This window comes from Streptomyces sp. NPDC045287, from assembly GCF_056432325.1.
The window spans coordinates 58,456-75,939 of sequence record NZ_JBWKJG010000006.1 but is presented as its reverse complement, the minus strand read 5'-3'; the positions used below and the strand labels follow the sequence as shown (position 1 = coordinate 75,939).

Below are 17,484 nucleotides of genomic sequence, written 5' to 3'. Positions count from 1 at the left end.
ACGGAAGAAGCACCCATGACCGCCATGCCGACGCGTTCCACCATCCGCTGGGAACAGGACGAGACCGGCGTCGTCACCCTCGTCCTCGACGACCCCGACCAGTCCGCCAACACCATGAACGAGGCGTTCCGCAGGTCGATCGCGGCGATCGCCGACCGGGCGGAGGCCGAGAGGGACTCCATCCGCGGGATCGTCTACACCTCCGCCAAGAAGAGCTTCTTCGCGGGCGGCGACCTCAAGGACATGATGAGGGCCGGACCGGCCGACGCCCAGCGGGTCTTCGACGCCGCCTGTGACGTCAAGCGCTCCCTGCGCCGCATCGAGACCCTCGGCAAGCCCGTCGTCGCCGCGCTCGGCGGCGCCGCGCTCGGCGGCGGCTACGAGATCGCCCTCGCCTCCCACCACCGGATCGCCCTCGACGCGCCCGGCTCGAAGATCGGCCTGCCCGAGGTCACGCTCGGCCTGCTCCCCGGGGGCGGCGGCATCGCCCGCACCGTACGGCTCATGGGCGTCACGGACGCCCTGCTGAAGGTGCTCCTCCAGGGCACCCAGTACCCGCCGCGGCGCGCCCTGGAGAACGGCCTGGTCCACGAGGTCGCCGACACGCCCGAGGAGATGCTCGCCAAGGCCCGCGCCTTCATCGACGCGCACCCCGAGTCGCGCCAGCCCTGGGACGAGCCCGGCTACAAGATCCCCGGCGGCACGCCCGCGCACCCCAAGTTCGCGGCGAACCTGCCCGCCTTCCCCGCCAACCTGAAGAAGCAACTGAACGGCGCCCCCTTCCCGGCGCCGCGCAACATCCTCGCGGCGGCCGTGGAGGGCTCCCAGGTCGACTTCGAGACGGCGCTGGTCATCGAGTCCCGCTACTTCACCGAGCTCGTCACCGGGCAGACCGCCAAGAACATGATCCAGGCGTTCTTCTTCGACCTCCAGGCCGTCAACGCCGGCCGCAGCCGCCCGCGGGGGGTGGAACCGCGCACGGTCCGCAGGGCCGCCGTCCTCGGCGCCGGCATGATGGGCGCGGGCATCGCGTACGCCTGCGCGAAGGCCGGGATCGAGGTCGTCCTCAAGGACGTCTCCGAGGAGGCCGCCGCCAAGGGCAAGGCACACTCCGAGGAGCTGTGCGCCAAGGCGGTGGAGCGGGGCCGCACCACACGGGAGAAGGCCGACGCGCTGCTCACCCGGATCCGGCCGACCGCCGACGTGGCGGACCTCGCCGGCTGCGACGCCGTCATCGAGGCCGTCTTCGAGGACACCGCCCTCAAGCACAAGGTGTTCCAGGAGGTCCAGGGCGTCGTCGCGCCCGACGCCCTGCTGTGCTCCAACACCTCGACGCTGCCGATCACCGCCCTCGCGGAGGGCGTGGAGCGGCAGGCCGACTTCATCGGCCTGCACTTCTTCTCCCCCGTCGACAAGATGCCGCTGGTCGAGATCATCAAGGGCGGGCGGACCGGCGAGGAGGCGCTGGCCCGGGCGTTCGACCTCGTCCGGCAGATCGGCAAGACGCCGATCGTCGTCAACGACTCGCGCGGCTTCTTCACCTCGCGGGTCATCGGCCAGTTCCTCAACGAGGGCGTGGCCATGGTCGGCGAGGGCGTCGAGCCCGCGTCGGTCGAGCAGGCGGCGGGCCAGGCCGGGTACCCGGCGAAGGTGCTGTCCCTGATGGACGAGCTGACCCTGACCCTGCCCCGCAGGATCCGCGACGAGACGCGGCGGGCGGTGGAGGAGGCGGGCGGCACCTGGCGGACGCACCCGGCGGAGGCCGTCATCGACCGCATGGTCGACGAGTTCGGCCGGCCGGGCCGCAGCGGCGGCGCCGGCTTCTACGACTACGACGACAACGGCCGGCGGACCGGCCTCTGGCCGGGGCTGCGGGAGCACTTCACCACGCCGGACGCGGCCGTCCCGTTCGAGGACATGCAGGAGCGGATGCTGTTCTCCGAGGCGCTCGACTCGGTCCGCTGCCTGGAGGAGGGCGTCCTCACCTCCGTCGCCGACGCCAACATCGGCTCCGTGATGGGCATCGGCTTCCCCGCCTGGACCGGCGGCGTGCTCCAGTACATCAACGGTTACGAGGGCGGGCTGCCCGGCTTCGTCGCGCGGGCGCGCGAGCTGGCCGAGCGGTACGGCGAGCGGTTCGAGCCGCCGGCGCTGCTGGTGGAGAAGGCCGCGCGGGGCGAGACCTTCACGGACTGACCCCTCCGGCCCGTCGCGCCTCCGGGGCGCCGGGAGCGGACGCCGGGCGGCCGCTCCCGGGGACGGCCGCCCGGGAAACCCGGAACGCGGCCCGCAACTCGTCCGTCAGGGACCGCTGGAAGGCCGTGACCAGCGCCTGCACCACCAGCGGCTGCATGTGCGCGGACAGCGACTTCATCGCCTTGACGTGCTGCGGGTCCTCCGGGTCCGCCTCCCGCTCCCGGTACGGGCTCCACACCTCGTCCCGGAACAGCCGGGTCAGTTCCTGGGCCGCCTCGCGGGTGTGCTCGACCAGCACCTCGCGGGCGGCCACGATCGTGGCGCGCGGGATCGGCACGTCGAGCAGTTGCAGCCCGAGCCGCAGCAGTCCGGGGTCGACGCGGAGGAGGCCCTCCTCGTCGGGGCCGGCGAGCACGTCCATGGCGGTGAGCAGTTCCATGTCCGCGTCGGTCAGCTCGCGCCCGGCCCGCCGCTCCAGCTCGGCGCGCGTCAGGCGCTCCGCGGCGTCCGGCGACCAGGTGGCCACGAGGGCCCGGTGGATGGCCAGGTCGTGGGCGTTCACGTCCGGCGGGAGCTGCTCCAGGTACCGCTCGATCGCCGCGAGGGTCATGCCCTGGTGCTGGAGCTCCTCGATGAGCGCCAACCGCGCCAGGTGCTCGGGCCCGTACCGGCCGACGCGGCGGGGGCCGATGACGGGCGGCGGCAGCAGCCCGCGCGTGCTGTAGAAGCGGATCGTGCGGACGGTGACGCCCGCGCGCGCGGCGAGCTCGTCCACGGTGAACGGCGGCTGCTGCGTCTCGGTCGCCACGGGGCCCTCGTTTCCACTGCGGTGTCGCACTGCTGCCACAGTATTGCTGTCTCACCACCGCTGTGAAAGTGCGCGGCATCCCGGTGACGGTCTACGACCACGACGGCTGAGCCGGCCGGCCCGCCGTCAGCGCGGCCCGACGGCCGGGGCGATCAGCAGGAGCACGGCGGCGGGGAGGAAGAGGGCCGTCCCGGCCATGGCGCCCACCAGCGCCCACAGGCAGAGGGCGAGCTCGAGCAGGAAGCACGTCCAGGAGAAGGCGCGCGGGTACCGGCCCAGCAGGAGCGGCAGCGGTACGGGCAGGGCCGTCAGGAGGAACAGTCCGCCCAGGTGCGTGTCCAGGCCCGTGAGGAGCGGGGGCAGGGCGGCCAGCACGGCCAGCGCGACCACCGCGCGCGGGAGCCCGCGCACCCGGGGCCGCGCGTTCGCTGCGGCGTTCACGGCGCCCCCTCCCGGCCGGACTGAACGCGTTCAACCCACCGTGTGCCCGCCGGCCGGCAAATCCCGTTGCCGGCCGCCGTGCGCGGATGGTCGGGTGTCCCCATGGACAACGCGGAGGTACTGGCCCTGTTCGACCGGCGGGTGCGGCGGGAGGCCCGGCCGGACGGGCCCGGGTGCCGGGTCGAGCGGGCCGGGAACGTCGTCCGGCAGACCGGCCCGGCGGAGGCGTGGAACGGCGTGTTGTGGACCGGCCTCACGGCCGCCACGGCGGACCGCGCGATCGAGGAGCAGGTCCGCCACTTCACCGCTCTCGGCCGGGAGTTCGAGTGGAAGCTGTACGAGCACGACGAGCCGCACGACCTGGGCGACCGGCTCCGTGCCGCGGGCTTCGCGGCCGGACCGCGCGAGGCCCTCATGGTCGCCGAGACGGCCCGGATCGCCGCCATCGCCGCCCCGCCGCCCGACGGCGTGGAGCTGGTTCCCGTGACGGACGCCGCCGGGGTGGACCTCATGGTGGACGTCCACGACCGGGCGTTCGGCACGGACGGCTCCCACCTGCGGCAGCGGCTGCTCCGGCAGCTGGCCGAGCGGCCCGGCACGGTGGTCGCCGTCGTCGCCGTGGCGGACGGCCGGCCGGTCAGCTCGGCGCGCATGGAGACGGTGCCCGGCACCGGCTTCGCCGGCCTGTGGGGCGGCGGCACCGTACCGGAGTGGCGGGGCAGGGGCCTCTACCGCGCGCTCGTCGCCCACCGGGCCCGGATCGCCGCCGCCCGCGGCTTCCCCTGGCTCCAGGTCGACGCGTCCGACGACAGCCGCCCCGTCCTGGGCCGCCTCGGCTTCGCGGTGCTGTCCACCACGACCCCGTACGACTACCGCCCGGACGCCACGACCGGGTAGTGGTCCGACAGGTCGGTGTACGTGTAGGTCCGGCCCCAGCTGGTCACCGTCCAGGGGGCGCTCCGCTCCTTGACGACCAGGTTGGTCCAGCCGGCCGGGCGGGCGTGCCCGGCGCGGTGCAGCACGTGGTCGAGGTCCTCGCGCGGGTCGTCGGGGTAGCGCTCGGCGGCGATGGAGTTCTCCGCCGTGTCGAAGGAGTACGGGTGGCCGGTGCGGGCGTCGACGTCGGCCAGGCCCGCGTCGGCGAGCATCGTCGCGTACTCCGGGGTGCGGGAGTCCACGTTGAGGTCGCCCGCCACGATCACCTGCTCCGACGCGGGGATGCCCTTGCCGTCCAGGAAGGCGTCCACCGCCCTGAACTGCCGCGCCCGGACCCGCGCCGCCTCGCCCGCCGAGCACCCCGGGTCGGTCGACTGGGCGTGGGTGCCCACCACGTGGACCCGCGTGCCCCCCACGTCCAGCACCGCGTACACGAAGCCCTTGTTGGAGTACCGGTCCGCGCCGCACGCGTCCTGGTAGACGTACTGCTCCTTGCGCAGGACCGGCCACCTGCTCAGCAGCGCCACCCCGCCGTCCTCCGGGGTGGTCGGGGAGTAGGCCCCGCCCGTCGCGTCCCAGCCGGACGTGCCGCGGCCCATCACGGGCGTCCGGTACGGGTACGAGGAGGCCGCGTTCTTCAGCAGTGCGTCCGACGCGGTGTTGTCGAACGCCTCCTGGAGCACCACCACGTCGTTGCCCTGGAAGAACGGTGCCGCCGGGATGGCCTTCGCGCGGTGGTCCTGCCCCCAGTTCGGGTAGAGGGCGCGGCTGAAGAGGAAGGCGTTGTACGTGAGGACCCTGAGGTTCGGCGCCGCCCCGGCCGCGGCGGGGGAGGCGACCGCCGGGGGCGCCGCCGCGGCCAGTGACACGGCGGCGAGCGCGGCGGACACCGCGGCGGACAGGACGGCGCGCGGGACGCGGCGGAGCACGGAACACGACGGGGGAAGGGGCACGGCGACTCCCTCGGGGGGACGGACGGGGCGCCGCACATCAAAGCAGCCGCGGTTACTCTCGGGTAGATACCGGGTGGAGGAAAACTTGCGGAGAACGGGCGGCCCGGCGAAAATCCGCCGACGGAACCCCATCGACCCCGCCACACCCTTCACCGCCGCCGCTCGCATACGGGAAGTCCACCGGGCGGACACCGGCCCGCCACCTCGCACCTTTGGAGCAGCGCCCATGACCGAGGCCCCCCGCCACCCCGCGCCACCGCCCCCCGGAGGGGTCCTGTGGAGCCTCGCGGGCGACGTGCGCGGCCTGTTCATGCTGCCCTCGGCGCTCGCCCTCCAGGTCGCCCACCCGGCCGTCGGCGCGGGCGTCGACGAGCACTCCGTCTTCCGCACCGACCCGTGGGGCCGCGCCGAGCGCTCCCTGCGCTCGCTCCAACTGTGGGTGTACGGCGGGGAGGCCGCCGCCGAGGAGGGCCGGCGCCTGCGCCGCCTCCACCGCGCGATCCGGGGCACCGACGCCCGCGGCCGCCCGTACCACGCCCTCGATCCGGCCTTCTACGCCTGGGTCCACGCCACCGGCTTCCCCGTCCACCGCCACGCGGCCCGCTACCTCTTCCGCCCGATGACCGAGGAGCAGGAGCGGCGGTTCTACGCCGAATGGCTCCAGGTCGGCCGGATCCTCGGCATCCGCGACCGCGACATGCCGCAGACGATCGAGGAGTTCTGGCCGTACTACCGCAAGGTCCTCGCCGACGAGATCGAGACGACCGCCGTCGTCCGCGACCTGCTGGCCACCGACGTCCCGCTCCCGCCGCCCGACCGCGGCCCCCTGCCGCTCCGGCTCCTCCTGCGCCTCCTGTGGCCCCTGCTGTGGCCGCGCGTCGCCCGCTTCCGCGCCTTCGCCATCGCGGGCTTCCTGCCGCCCGAGGCACGCGAGGCGATCGGCGTGGAGTGGTCGGACGCCCAGGAGCGCGCGCTGCGCCGCCTCGCCCGGGTCGTGCGGGCCGTCGTGCCCGCGCTCCCCGAGCGGCTGCGCTACCTCCCCCTGGCCCGGGAGGCGCGCCGCGCCCACCGCCTCAGCCGGGCAGTCCGCCCCGCGCGATGACGTCCGCGTACCAGCGGGCGCTGTCCTTGGGCGTGCGCCGCTGCGACGCGAAGTCGACGTGGACGACGCCGAACCGCTTGCCGTAGCCGTACGCCCACTCGAAGTTGTCCAGCAGCGACCACAGGAAGTACCCGCGCACGTCCGCGCCGTCCGCGAGGGCCCGGTGTACCGCGGTCAGGTGCTGGCGCAGGTACGCCACCCGCTCCGGGTCGTGGACGTCGCCGGACGGGTCGGCGTAGTCGTCGTACGCCGCGCCGTTCTCGGTGATCATCAACGGGACGTGCGGCAGTTCGTCGCGCAGCCGGGTCAGCAGCTCGTACAGCCCGTCCGCGTCCACCGGCCAGTCCATCGCCGTGCGCGGCCCCGGCGCGGGCGCGAACCGGACGTGCTCCTCGGCGCCCGGCCAGGGCGACGGCCCCTCGTGGGAGCCGGCCGCGACGACGGTGGGGGAGTAGTAGTTGATCCCCAGCGAGTCCACCGGGGTGGCGGCCACCGCCAGGTCGCCGTCCCGGACGAACGACCAGTCCGTCAGCGCCGCCGTGTCCGCGACCAGGTCCTCGGGCAGCCGCCCGTGGAACACCGGGTCCAGGAACACCCGGTTGCCGAGCGCGTCGATGCGGCGCGCCGCGTCCCGGTCCGCCTCCGAGCCGGTCAACGGCCGCACCGCGTGCAGGTTCAGCGTCAGCGACACCTCCGCCGACGCGGGCAGCGCCGCCCGCAGCGCCCGTACGGCGAGGCCGTGCGCCAGGTTGAAGTGGTGCGCGGCGCGCAGGGACGCGGCCGGGTCCGTACGGCCCGGGGCGTGCGCCCCGGAGGCGTACCCGAGGAACGCGGCGCACCACGGCTCGTTCAGCGTCGTCCAGGTGGCGACCCGGTCGCCCAGCGCGTCCGCCGCCAGCGCCGCGTACTCGGCGAACCGCCCGGCCGTGTCCCGGTGCGGCCAGCCGCCGGACCCGCCGGCCGACGGGGTCTCCAGCTCCTGCGGCAGGTCCCAGTGGTAGAGGGTGGCGACCGGCCGGATGCCCGCCGCGCGCAGCTCGTCCGTCAGCCGGCGGTAGAAGTCCAGGCCCTTCTGCGAGGCCGGGCCGCGCCCGGTGGGCTGCACGCGGGACCAGGAGACGGAGAAGCGGTAGTCGGTGACGCCGAGGTCCCGCATCAGCGCGACGTCCTCGGCCATCCGGTGGTAGTGGTCGGCGGCGATGTCGCCCGTGTCGCCGTTGCGCACCTTGCCGGGCGTCCGGCTGAAGGTGTCCCAGATGGACGGGGTCCGGCCGTCCTCGGCGGCGGCGCCCTCGATCTGGTAGGCGGCGGTGGCGGTGCCCCAGCGGAAGCCGGCGGGGAAGGCGAGCCCCGTGGCCGGGCGAAGCCGTGCGTCGACAGCGGTCATGAGGAGGGAACTCCCGAGAGTCGGAGGAGGAAGGGGAGGAGAGGGCGAGGAGGGTGGGGAGGGGAGAGAAGGGAGATGAAGGGGAGAGGCGCAGGGGAGAGAAGGGAGATGAAGGGGAGAGGCGCAGGGGTGAGGGGGCGTCAGCCCTTGACCGCGCCCTGCATGATGCCGCCGACGATCTGCCGGCCCAGCAGGCCGAAGACCAGCAGCACGGGCAGGGTGCCCAGCAGGGTGCCCGCCATGATCACGGACTGGTCGTGGACGTAGCCGCCGCCGAGTTGACGCAGCGCGACCTGCACGGTCGGGTTCTGCGACGACAGGGCGACAATCGGCCAGAAGAAGTCGTTCCAGGCGGCCATGAACGTCAGCAGTCCGAGGACGGCCATGCCGGGCCGCGCGATCGGCACCACGATCGACCAGAAGATCCGCGCGGTCGACGCCCCGTCGACCCGCGCCGCCTCGATCAGCTCGTCCGGCAGCGTCTGCACCAGGAACTGCCGCATGAAGAACACCCCGAACGCCGAGACCAGGCCCGGCAGGATCACCGACTGGAGCTGGTTCACCCACTGGAGCTCGGCGATCACCATGAACAGCGGGATCACCCCGAGCTGCGGCGGGATCATCATCGTGCCCACCGTGACCGCGAGGAGCGCGCCCCGGCCGCGGAAGCGCAGCTTGGCGAAGGCGAACCCGGCGAGCGTGCAGCACAGCACGGTGCCGACGGTGATGGATCCGGACACGACCAGCGAGTTGATCAGCGCCGTGCCGATGTCGGCCTCCTCGACCACCGCCTCGATGTTGCGGACCAGGTTCGGGCCCGGCAGCAACACCGGCGGCACCTGCGCCAGGTCGGCGTTGGACCGGCTGGCGGCGACGACCGTCCAGTAGAACGGGAAGGCCGAGACGAGGACGGCGAGGACCAGGATCGCGTACGTGATCCTGCCGCCGTGCGACGTGCGCCCCGCGCGCGTGGTCATCGGCCGGCCTCCTTGCGGGAACGGCGGCGCGCGAGCAGGGCGTTGGCCCCCACGAGCACCACGATGAGCAGGAACATCACCCAGGCGATGGCCGCGGCCCGCCCCAGGTGGAAGAAGCCCCAGCCCTGCTCGTACAGGTAGAGGCCGAGCGTCTGGTACTGGTGTGAGACGCCGCCGGAGACGGAGCCCTCGTAGAGCAGCGGCTCACCGAACAACTGGGTGGCGCCGATCGTCGACACGACGACCGTGAAGACGATCGTCGGCCGCAGCCCGGGCAGCGTCACGTGCAGGAACTGCCGCCACCGGGAGGCCCCGTCCATCTCCGCGGCCTCGTACAGCTCGCTCGGGATGGACTGCATGCCGGCCAGGTAGATCAGCGCGTTGTAGCCGGTCCAGCGCCAGACGACGATCGACGAGACGGCGATCTGCGAGGCGACCGTCCCCGTCTGCCAGTCCACCGGGCCGATCCCCACCAGCCCGAGGGCGTAGTTGACCAGTCCGAAGTCGCGGCCGAAGAGCTGCGCGAAGACGAGCGTCGCCGCGGCGACGGAGGTGGCGTACGGCAGGAGCATCGCCGTGCGGAAGAAGGTCCGCCCGCGCAGCTTGTAGTGGAGCAGGTGTGCCAGCCCCAGTGCCATGACGAGCTGCGGGACCGTGGAGAGCACGCCGATGGTGAACGTGTTGCGCAGCGCGGTCCAGAAGAACTCGTCGGCGAACAGCGCCGTGTAGTTGCCGAGCCCGCGCCACTCCATGTCGCCGGGGGTCTGCAACTCCACCCGGTAGAGCGACACGAAGGCGGTGTACACGAGCGGGAAGAGCCCGAAGGCGGCGAAGAGGGTGAAGAACGGGGCGATGTAGGCGTACGGCGAGACGGTCGCCCAGGCCCGGCGCACCGCCGAGGGGCGGGCGGCCTCGGCGGGGGGCGGGGACGGCGGCGCGGCGGTGCCCGCCGGAGCGGTCAGGGTCACGGTGCGGCCCTTCGGGGGTCGGTGGGGCGGTGGGACGGCGGGTCGGCGGGGTCGGTACGGGGGAGGGGCCGCCGGGCGGGCAGCGCCCGGCGGGAGCGGCGCCCCGTGTCAGCCCATGACGTTGTCGACGCCCTTCTTCGCGTTGGCCCAGGCCCTGTCGGGGGCGGTGCCCTTGCGTTCGACCTCGCTCAGCGCGTTGGTGATCTGGTCGGCGACGTTCTTGTCGTGCACGCCGAGCACCTGCACCGGCGCCTCCTTCGCGGCGTCGCCGAAGATCCGGCCGATGGGCGCGTCGGAGAAGTACGGGTCCTTGGCGTCGGCGACCTCGGCGATGGCGCCGGTCGAGGAGGGGAAGTTGCCCTGCTTCTCGAAGAGCTTGACCTGCTGCGCCGGTGCCGTCAGCCACTCGATCAGCTCGTACGCCTCCTTCTTGTGCCGGGCCGCGCGCGGCACCGCCAGGTAGGAGCCGCCCCAGTTGCCGGCGCCGCCGGGCAGCTCGGCGATGTCCCACTTGCCCCTGCCGGCCTCACCGGCCTGGCCCTTGATGTAGCCGAGCATCCAGGCGGGGCACGGGAGGGTGGCGAAGGAGCCGGCGGCGAACGCCTGGTTCCACTGCGGCGACCACTGGTCGAGCTTGGCGCTCAGGCCCGCCCGGGCGGCCTCGGTCGCGGCGTCCCAGGCGGCCTTGACGGCCGGGTTCTCCTCGTAGATCAGCTTGCCGGAGGCGTCGTAGTACCGCTCCTCCTCCTGGCCGATCATGATCGTGTAGAGGCTGCCGACGCTGTCCAGCCAGGCGCTCCCGGCGGGGGCCTTCGCCTTGTACTGCCTGCCGAGCTCCAGGTAGCCGTCCCAGGTGGCCCACTTCCCGGCGAGCTCCTCGCGGTCCGTGGGCAGCCCGGCCCGCTCGAACAGGTCGGTGCGGTAGCACATGGCCTCCGGGCCGACGTCGGTGCCGAGACCCAGCACACGGCCGTCCCCGGTGGTGGCCGCCGACCACTTGGCCCGGGCGAACTGGTCCTTGAGGTCCTTCGCCCCGTACTTCCCGAGGTCCTCGAACTTGTCGGCCTGCTGCCGGGTGACGGAGGCGATGCGGCCGACCTCGATGCCCTGGACGTCGGCGAGCCCGCCGCCGCCCGCCAGCCGGGTCTGGAGGGACTTCCAGTAGTCCTGCTCGTCCTCGGTGTCGGTCTGCTTGATCGTGACACCGGGGTGGAGCTTCTCGTACTCGGCGTACAGCCCGGCCTCCTTGTAGCCGAACGAGCCGAACAGGTCGACGGTGATCGTGACCTTGCCGCCCGCGGCGTCGGACGAACCGTCCGGCGCGCTGGACCCGCAGGCGGCGAGCAGGGCTCCGGCGAGCGTGACCGCGCCGAGTCGGACGGCGGCCCTTCTGGCGGCTCGGGCGATGGGCATGAGAAGCCTCCCTTGGCTTCGATCGAGCGGTGAACACCCTTGAGAGCGCTCTCACAAATGTGGGGGGAGCGTGCCCCGGCGGGCCGCGCCGCGTCAAGCCCCGAACGGACAACTGCGGTGCCGCCCGCCAAATCCCGGGCCTGCCGCCTGTATTGACAGCCCTGTTTCAGGAGTTTTACGTTCCAGGCAGTTGAGAGCGCTCTCGATACTCTCCCCCCCCACCCTCACCACTGAGGTGACCCCCATGAGAACCCCCCGCTCAGGCCTCGTCGCCCTGGCGGCGGCCCTGGCCGCCGTCGGCCTCACGGGCCCGGCCGCCGCCCCCGCTTCCGCCGCCACCGTCCCGGTCGGAGCCGGCAGCCACTCCGACACCCGCCCGCCCGGCACCACCGGCCCGACCACCAACACCGGCACCCCGGTCACGCCCAAGGTCACCCCCGCGGCCCAGGGCAAACCGGTCCCCACCAACGACTGGTGGTCGTCCCTCGCCTTCCAGCGCTACGGCGACAACCCGTACTCCACCCCCATGTACGGCCACCCGCTCACCTACCAGGCCACCGCCGCCGGCCTCGACATCGGCTACCCGACCACCCCGGCGGTCGTCGGGGACGGACGGCAGTACGAGTTCGCCCACAAGCGCGACCTCACCCTCGGCCTGACCGGCCTCAACGCGCCCGACGCCAAGGCCGACGCCTGGTCCGACTGGACCGTCACCCCGTACTGGTCCGACGGCGCCCGCACCCTGCGCGCCACCATCGGCCACGGCCTGCCCTTCGTGTACGCCAAGGGCACCGGCGGCGACGCCCGCGTCACCACCGCCTCCGCGCCGACCGTCTTCGCCGACCGGGGCAACGTCCTCGGCATCACGGTCGCCGGCCACCACTACGCGCTGTTCGCGCCGACCGGCGCGGACTGGACGGTCTCCGGCTCGACCCTCACCGCGGGCCTGGCCGGCAAGGACTACTTCTCGCTCGCCGTGCTGCCCTCCACCGGGGCGCTGGACGCGTTCGGGAAGTACGCCTACAGCTTCGTCACCGGCTCCCAGGCGAGCTGGAGCACGAGCGGCGGCACCGTCCGGGCCACCTACACGCTCACCACCCAGCCGCAGGAGGGCACCGAGACGGGCACCCTCCAGGCGCTCTACCGCCACCAGTGGCTGCACACCACGGACCCGCTCACCGCGTACACGTACGTCTCCCCGCGCGGCACCATGAAGGTCCGCGAGTCCCGCACCTTCACCACCAGCCAACGCGCCGCCCCCGTCCTGCCCGCCCTCCCGAAGGCGTCCGGCACCGACGCGGCCCGGCTGCGCGGTTACCTGAACGAGGTCGTGAGCGCCTCCGACCCGTTCTCCGGCGCCACCGACACGTACTGGACCGGCAAGGCCCTCGGCCGGCTCGCCCAACTCGTCCCGGTCGCCGAGCAGGCCGGTGACACCGGCGTCCGCGACCGGCTCCTCGGGCTGCTGAAGGGCCGCCTCCAGGAGTGGTTCACCGCGGGCGGCGCGTCGGAGTTCAGCTACGACCGCACCTGGCGGACCCTGATCGGCTACCCCGCCTCGTACGGCAGCGACAGCGAGCTCAACGACCACCACTTCCACTACTCGTACTACGTGTACGCGGCGGCCGTCGTCGCCCAGTACGACCCGGCCTGGGCCGCGGACTCGGCCTGGGGCGGCATGGTGAAGACCCTCGTCCGGGACGCCGCCAACCCCAGCCGCACCGACTCCGCCTTCCCCTTCCTGCGCGGCTTCGACGTGTACGCCGGGCACAGCTGGGCCTCCGGCCACCAGGGCTTCGCCGCGGGCAACAACCAGGAGTCGTCGTCGGAGTCCACCAACCTCAGCGCCGGACTCGTCCTGTGGGGCGCCGCGACGGGCGACACCGCCCTGCGCGACCTCGGCACCTACCTCCTCACCACCGAGTCCGAGGCGATCAGCCAGTACTGGTTCGACGCCGACCAGCAGGTCTTCCCCGCCTCCTTCGGCCACGACACGGTCGGCATGGTGTGGGGGAGCGGCGGCGCGTACTCCACCTGGTGGACCGCCAACCCCGAGGAGATCCACGGCATCAACGTCCTCCCGGTGACCGGCGGCTCCCTGCACCTGGCCGCCCGCAAGGACGCGATCCGCCGCAACCTCGCCGAGATGGAGCGCGAGAACGGCGGCCCGGCCGTCGAGTGGCGCGACGTCCTGTGGGAGTTCCAGTCGCTCGCCGACCCGGCGACCGCCAAGGCGAAGTGGGACGCCGGCCACGCCGCGTACACCCCGGAGCAGGGCGAGTCGAAGGCGCACACGTACCACTGGCTGACCACCCTGGACACCCTCGGCGCGCCCGACCCGTCCGTGACGGGCGACCTGCCGACGTCGGCGGTCTTCACCAAGGGCACGGTACGGACGTACGCGGCGCACAACCACGGCCCGGCCGCCCGCACCGTCACCTTCTCCGACGGCGCGAAGCTCACCGTCCCGGCCCGCTCCACCGCCACCGGCACCGGCACGGGCGGCACGGACCCGGGCCAGCCCGGACCGTCCACCGGCAACACGTTCCAGTTGCGCACCGGCGGCACGCTGACCACCGCGACCGGCGCCGCGGCCGGCGCCGACACGATCGCCTCCGCCTGCGGAGGCAACCACGACGGCACCCCGCACCTGCCGCTCGTCTACGAGGCGAAGGGCGTCAACGGCACTCTCCAGCCGGGCGCGGCCACGGCGTTCCGTCTCCAGGTCGACGCGGGCACCGGCGTCGCGCTCGGCCAGCAGGCGCGGATCAGCTACGACCTCACGGGCGACGGGACGTTCGACCGCGTGGAGACGTACCACTACTTCGCGACGGACCCGGTGCCGGGCTGGGAGGAGTACACGCAGGCACGCGGACTGAAGGCGGTCACCGGCGCGCTCGGCGACCTCCGGAACGGCACGGTCCGCCTGGAGGTGTGGCACGCCATCGGCAACGGCACGGCCCGCCTCCAGACGGGCACGGACCGCTCGGTCCTGGTCATCCCGTACGCGTGAGGCCCACCCGCGCGTGCGCCGCGCCCGCGGCCCGCGCGCGCTGCGCCCGCGATCCTCGCGTGGGGCTCGTCGCGACCCGCGCGCGAGGATCGCACGACCCCCGCCCGCGCCTCGCCCGCGTCCCGCGCGTGAGGCTCACGCGGACGCCCGGCGGACCAGCTCCGTCGGCGTGATCACCGACCTCGGGGCGGAGTGCGCCGCCCCGGGGTCGCCGTCCTGGCTGAGGGCGCGCATCAGCAGCCGCACCATCAGCCGGCCCATGCCCTCGATGTCCTGCCGGACCGTCGTCAGCGGCGGGTCCGTCACCTCGGCGACCGACGCCATGTCGTCGAAACCGACCAGCGCCACGTCCCGCGGCACCCGCAGCCCCCGCTCGCGCAGGACGCGCAGGGCGCCGGACGCCATCAGGTCGTTGCCCGCGAACACCGCGTCCAGCCCCGGCCGCCGCTCCAGCAGCTCGGCCATGGCCCGGGCGCCGCTCTCCTCCGTGAAGTCGCCCTGCGCGACCAGGTCCGGGTCGGCGTCCAGCAGGACGTCCCGGTAGCCGGCCAGCCGGTCCATCGCCGAGGTCTGGTCGCGCGGCCCCGCGATGTGCGCGATCCGCTCGCGGCCCTGGCCGACCAGGTACCGCACGGCCTCCCGGGCGCCGCCGCGGTTGTCGGCGTCCACGTACGGCACGGCCAGCTCACCGGTCGCGCCCGGCCAGCCGGGACGCCCGCCGAACACGGTGGGCACCTGCACGCGGCGGACGATCGACGGCAGTTCGTCGTCGTCGTGCACCGAGAAGGCCAGGGCTCCGTCGACGTGGCCGCCGCCCAGGTAGCGGGCGATCCGCTCGTAGTCGCCGGCGCCCTCCACCCACAGCAGCACCAACTGCGAGTCGTGCGCGGTCAGCTCGCGGCTGATGCCGCGCACCTGCTGCTCGAAGAACGGGTCGGAGAAGACGCGGAACTCCGGCTCCGCGATGATCACCGCGACGGCGCCGTTGCGCCGGGTCACCAGGGTCCGGGCCGCGTGGTTCGGGATGTAGCCCAGTTCCTCGACGGCCCGCCGCACCCGCTCCACCAGCGGCTGGCGCACCCCCGCCCCGCCGTTCACGACGCGCGACACCGTCGCCCGGGACACCCCGGCACGGGCCGCGACGGCTTCGAGCGTGGGACGGGCCCCCGGGCTCGGATCGGGCAAGGCGGACTCCTCAGGGCGGTTGCGGCAAGGCGTACGCCGGTCAGAATATCCGGTCCTCACGGTCATGAGAGCGCTCTCACGCGGCTGTGGGGCAGCTCTGCCCCGCCCCCCGCCGCGACGGACCCGGGCCCCCGTCCCGGGGAGGGGCGGCGACCCGGGCGGTGGGGCCGGACGCGGGGCTAGGGCGTGTCCTGTCGATCTGACTGGCTGAGTAAAACCAGGTGCGGCCGGTCGCCGCGATGGTGTGCGATGCGGGACATGACGATCGTTCTGAACGAGCCCGGCGTCGACGGGCTGGCCGGGGCTGTGGATGCCCTCCGCGTATGGCAGGACGACCGCACGCCGCTGCAACTCCATCCAGGAGACCTCGGCTGGGCCTGGGCGCTGGGCGCGGAGAGGCTGGCCGCGGCCGTCCGCACCTGGAGCGTGGACGGACGGATCATTGCCGTCGGATACCTGGACGCCCCTGATGTGCTGCGTCTGACGACCGCGCCGGACCTGCGACGGGACGGTGATCTGGCGCGCCGACTGCTGGCGGACCTCAATGATCCGGAGCGCGGGGTCCTGCCGCCCGGGAAGGCCGACCTCGAAATCCCCAACGGCGCCCTGCTCCGCGAGGTCCTCTTGGAGGCGGGCTGGAATCCGGGCGAGCCGTGGACGCCCCTGCGTCACGACCTCGCCGAGCCGGTGAAGGACGCCGGCCTGCGGGTCGAGGTAGCCGGTCCGGAGACGGCGGGGGTGCGGACCGCAGTGCACCGCTCGGCGTTCGGCAGCCCGAGGTTCACCGAGGAGGTCTGGCACGTCCTCGCGGCCGGGCCGGTCTACGCCGACGCCCGCTGCCTGATCGGCTACGACGACCAGGACAACGCGGTGGCCGCGGCGACGGTCTGGTCGGCCGGGCCCGGCAAGCCCGGCCTGCTGGAGCCGGTGGGCGTGCACGCCGACCATCGCGGTCGCGGCTACGGGACGGCGATCAGCGCCGCCGCTGCGGCGGTGCTGCGTGAACTGGGTGCGTCAAGCGCACTCGTCAGCACCCCGAGCTCAAACGCTGCCGCCGTCGCCACCTACAGGGCGGCCGGATACGAGCCGTCGTCCGAACGGCTGGACGTCAGCCGAGCCGCCTGAAAATGATCAGGCGGCGGTATCGGGCAGGCCGCGTCGCTGCCCCTGGCCGGGGCCGAACGCCCTTTGAGGACATGGGGTGGGTCGGGGTTCGATGATGGTCGGATGATTCGTCGTGGCGAATTGACCGATGTGGCCTGGGCGCGGATCGTGCCGCTGTTGCCGCGCTCCAACGGGCGTCGTGGCCGGTGGCGGGATCATCGCCAGGTCATCGACGGGCTCTTGTGGAAGGTGCGCACGGGTGCGCCGTGGCGGCACCTGCCGGAGCGGTACGGGCCGTGGGAGACCTGCCGTGAGCGGCTGCGCCGGTGGACGGCGGATGGGACCTGGGATCGGATCCTCACGCAGGTCCAGGTGCACGATGATGCGGTGGGGGCGATCGAGTGGGTGGTGTCGGTCGACTCCAGCATCGTCCGGGCCCATCGGCATGCGACAGGGGCCCGGAAAAGGGGGGGGCACGTGGCCGGTCGCGCCGGTCGGCGGCGAGGCACTGGGACGATCCCGCGGCGGGTTGAGCACCGAGGTGCACCTGGCTGTGGACGGGCGCGGCCGTCCACTGTCGATCCTGCTGACGCCCGGGCAGGCCGGTGACGACCCGCAGTCGGTGCCGCTGCTGGAGGCGATCCGGGTGCCCCGGCCGGGACCGGGCACCCCCGGTCGCGGCCGGATCGGGTCATCGCGGACAAGGCGTACTCGCATCCGCCTACCCGCGCCGAGCTACGCCGGCACCGGATCGCCACCGCCCTCCCCGAGCGTGCCGATCAGAAAACCCGGCGCCGCGGCCGGCCACCGTGCTCCGACCGCACCCTCTACCACGACCGGAACGTAGTCGAGCGCTGTTTCGACCGGTTCAAGCGGTGGCGGGGGGGGGGCCCCCCCCCCCCCCCCCCCCCCCCCCCGCAAAACTCGCGCAAAAAGAAAAGGAGCCCGAAAAATTGTTGTCCGGCGGGGGTATAACGGAAGTGAGAAAAGCCGCGAGAACC

General features: G+C 73.5%; 14 protein-coding genes and 1 pseudogene. 7 read left to right on the top strand and 8 right to left on the bottom strand.

All coding sequences use genetic code 11. From position 1 onward, the window contains the following. The first annotated feature begins 24 nt into the window (after positions 1-24). Positions 25-2,196, top strand: a complete 2,172-nt coding sequence (locus AC07D6_RS12325) for a 3-hydroxyacyl-CoA dehydrogenase NAD-binding domain-containing protein (RefSeq protein ID WP_479044029.1) — start codon at positions 25-27, stop codon at positions 2,194-2,196. Here the strand turns inward: AC07D6_RS12325 and AC07D6_RS12320 are convergent. Further along, the gene (locus tag AC07D6_RS12320) at positions 2,186-3,004 is read right to left on the bottom strand and encodes a MerR family transcriptional regulator (RefSeq protein WP_479043654.1); all 819 of its coding nucleotides are present in this window, start codon (positions 3,002-3,004) and stop codon (positions 2,186-2,188) included. The genes AC07D6_RS12325 and AC07D6_RS12320 overlap by 11 nt on opposite strands. 126 nt (positions 3,005-3,130) lie before the next feature. Beyond that, on the bottom strand, positions 3,131-3,445 hold the full coding sequence (locus AC07D6_RS12315; RefSeq protein ID WP_479043653.1) for a hypothetical protein: 315 nt from the start codon (positions 3,443-3,445) through the stop codon (positions 3,131-3,133). 102 nt (positions 3,446-3,547) lie between these two features. Between AC07D6_RS12315 and AC07D6_RS12310 the strand changes: the two genes are divergently transcribed. Next, the gene (locus tag AC07D6_RS12310) at positions 3,548-4,342 is read left to right on the top strand and encodes a GNAT family N-acetyltransferase (RefSeq protein ID WP_479043650.1); all 795 of its coding nucleotides are present in this window, start codon (positions 3,548-3,550) and stop codon (positions 4,340-4,342) included. Here the strand turns inward: AC07D6_RS12310 and sph are convergent. Beyond that, positions 4,315-5,334 carry a sphingomyelin phosphodiesterase gene (gene sph, locus AC07D6_RS12305; RefSeq protein ID WP_479043648.1) on the bottom strand — a complete coding sequence of 340 codons (1,020 nt, stop codon included), beginning with the start codon at positions 5,332-5,334 and terminating at the stop codon, positions 4,315-4,317. The genes AC07D6_RS12310 and sph overlap by 28 nt on opposite strands. A 226-nt stretch (positions 5,335-5,560) precedes the next feature. On the opposite strand from sph, the gene AC07D6_RS12300 reads away from it, so the two are divergent. Continuing rightward, complete coding sequence (locus tag AC07D6_RS12300; protein WP_479043645.1) at positions 5,561-6,436, top strand: oxygenase MpaB family protein; 876 nt, start codon at positions 5,561-5,563, stop codon at positions 6,434-6,436. Here AC07D6_RS12300 and AC07D6_RS12295 read toward each other — a convergent pair. The 4 genes from AC07D6_RS12295 to AC07D6_RS12280 all read right to left on the bottom strand — a co-directional run bounded on the left by AC07D6_RS12295 (position 6,408) and on the right by AC07D6_RS12280 (position 11,181). After that, positions 6,408-7,823 (bottom strand): GH1 family beta-glucosidase, encoded by a 1,416-nt coding sequence (locus AC07D6_RS12295; RefSeq protein ID WP_315881194.1) that lies wholly within the window; start codon positions 7,821-7,823, stop codon positions 6,408-6,410. The two genes, AC07D6_RS12300 and AC07D6_RS12295, sit on opposite strands and share 29 nt — an antisense overlap. Positions 7,824-7,963: 140 nt before the next feature. Then, on the bottom strand, positions 7,964-8,800 hold the full coding sequence (locus AC07D6_RS12290; RefSeq protein ID WP_315881195.1) for a carbohydrate ABC transporter permease: 837 nt from the start codon (positions 8,798-8,800) through the stop codon (positions 7,964-7,966). Continuing rightward, positions 8,797-9,768 carry a carbohydrate ABC transporter permease gene (locus AC07D6_RS12285; protein WP_391654408.1) on the bottom strand — a complete coding sequence of 324 codons (972 nt, stop codon included), beginning with the start codon at positions 9,766-9,768 and terminating at the stop codon, positions 8,797-8,799. Before AC07D6_RS12285 ends, AC07D6_RS12290 begins: the two co-directional genes overlap by 4 nt. A 108-nt stretch (positions 9,769-9,876) precedes the next feature. Next, a complete protein-coding gene (locus tag AC07D6_RS12280; protein WP_479043642.1) occupies positions 9,877-11,181 on the bottom strand; it encodes an ABC transporter substrate-binding protein in 1,305 nt (434 codons plus the stop codon). Between the two features lie 244 nt (positions 11,182-11,425). On the opposite strand from AC07D6_RS12280, the gene AC07D6_RS12275 reads away from it, so the two are divergent. Continuing rightward, positions 11,426-14,194: a glycosyl hydrolase gene (locus AC07D6_RS12275; protein WP_479043639.1), complete on the top strand. Its 2,769-nt coding sequence runs from the start codon at positions 11,426-11,428 to the stop codon at positions 14,192-14,194. A gap of 135 nt (positions 14,195-14,329) precedes the next feature. Here the strand turns inward: AC07D6_RS12275 and AC07D6_RS12270 are convergent, their stop codons facing one another. Next, positions 14,330-15,379, bottom strand: a complete 1,050-nt coding sequence (locus AC07D6_RS12270; RefSeq protein WP_315881198.1) for a LacI family DNA-binding transcriptional regulator — start codon at positions 15,377-15,379, stop codon at positions 14,330-14,332. A gap of 258 nt (positions 15,380-15,637) precedes the next feature. Between AC07D6_RS12270 and AC07D6_RS12265 the strand changes: the two genes are divergently transcribed. The 3 genes and pseudogenes from AC07D6_RS12265 to AC07D6_RS12255 form a co-directional block, all read left to right on the top strand. Further along, positions 15,638-16,504 (top strand): GNAT family N-acetyltransferase, encoded by an 867-nt coding sequence (locus AC07D6_RS12265; RefSeq protein WP_479043635.1) that lies wholly within the window; start codon positions 15,638-15,640, stop codon positions 16,502-16,504. 102 nt (positions 16,505-16,606) lie between these two features. Further along, positions 16,607-17,092, top strand: a complete 486-nt coding sequence (locus AC07D6_RS12260) for an IS5 family transposase (RefSeq protein ID WP_479043633.1) — start codon at positions 16,607-16,609, stop codon at positions 17,090-17,092. 75 nt (positions 17,093-17,167) lie between these two features. Next, positions 17,168-17,458: pseudogene (locus AC07D6_RS12255) on the top strand (hypothetical protein); the annotation flags it as partial. Positions 17,459-17,484 lie beyond the last annotated feature (26 nt).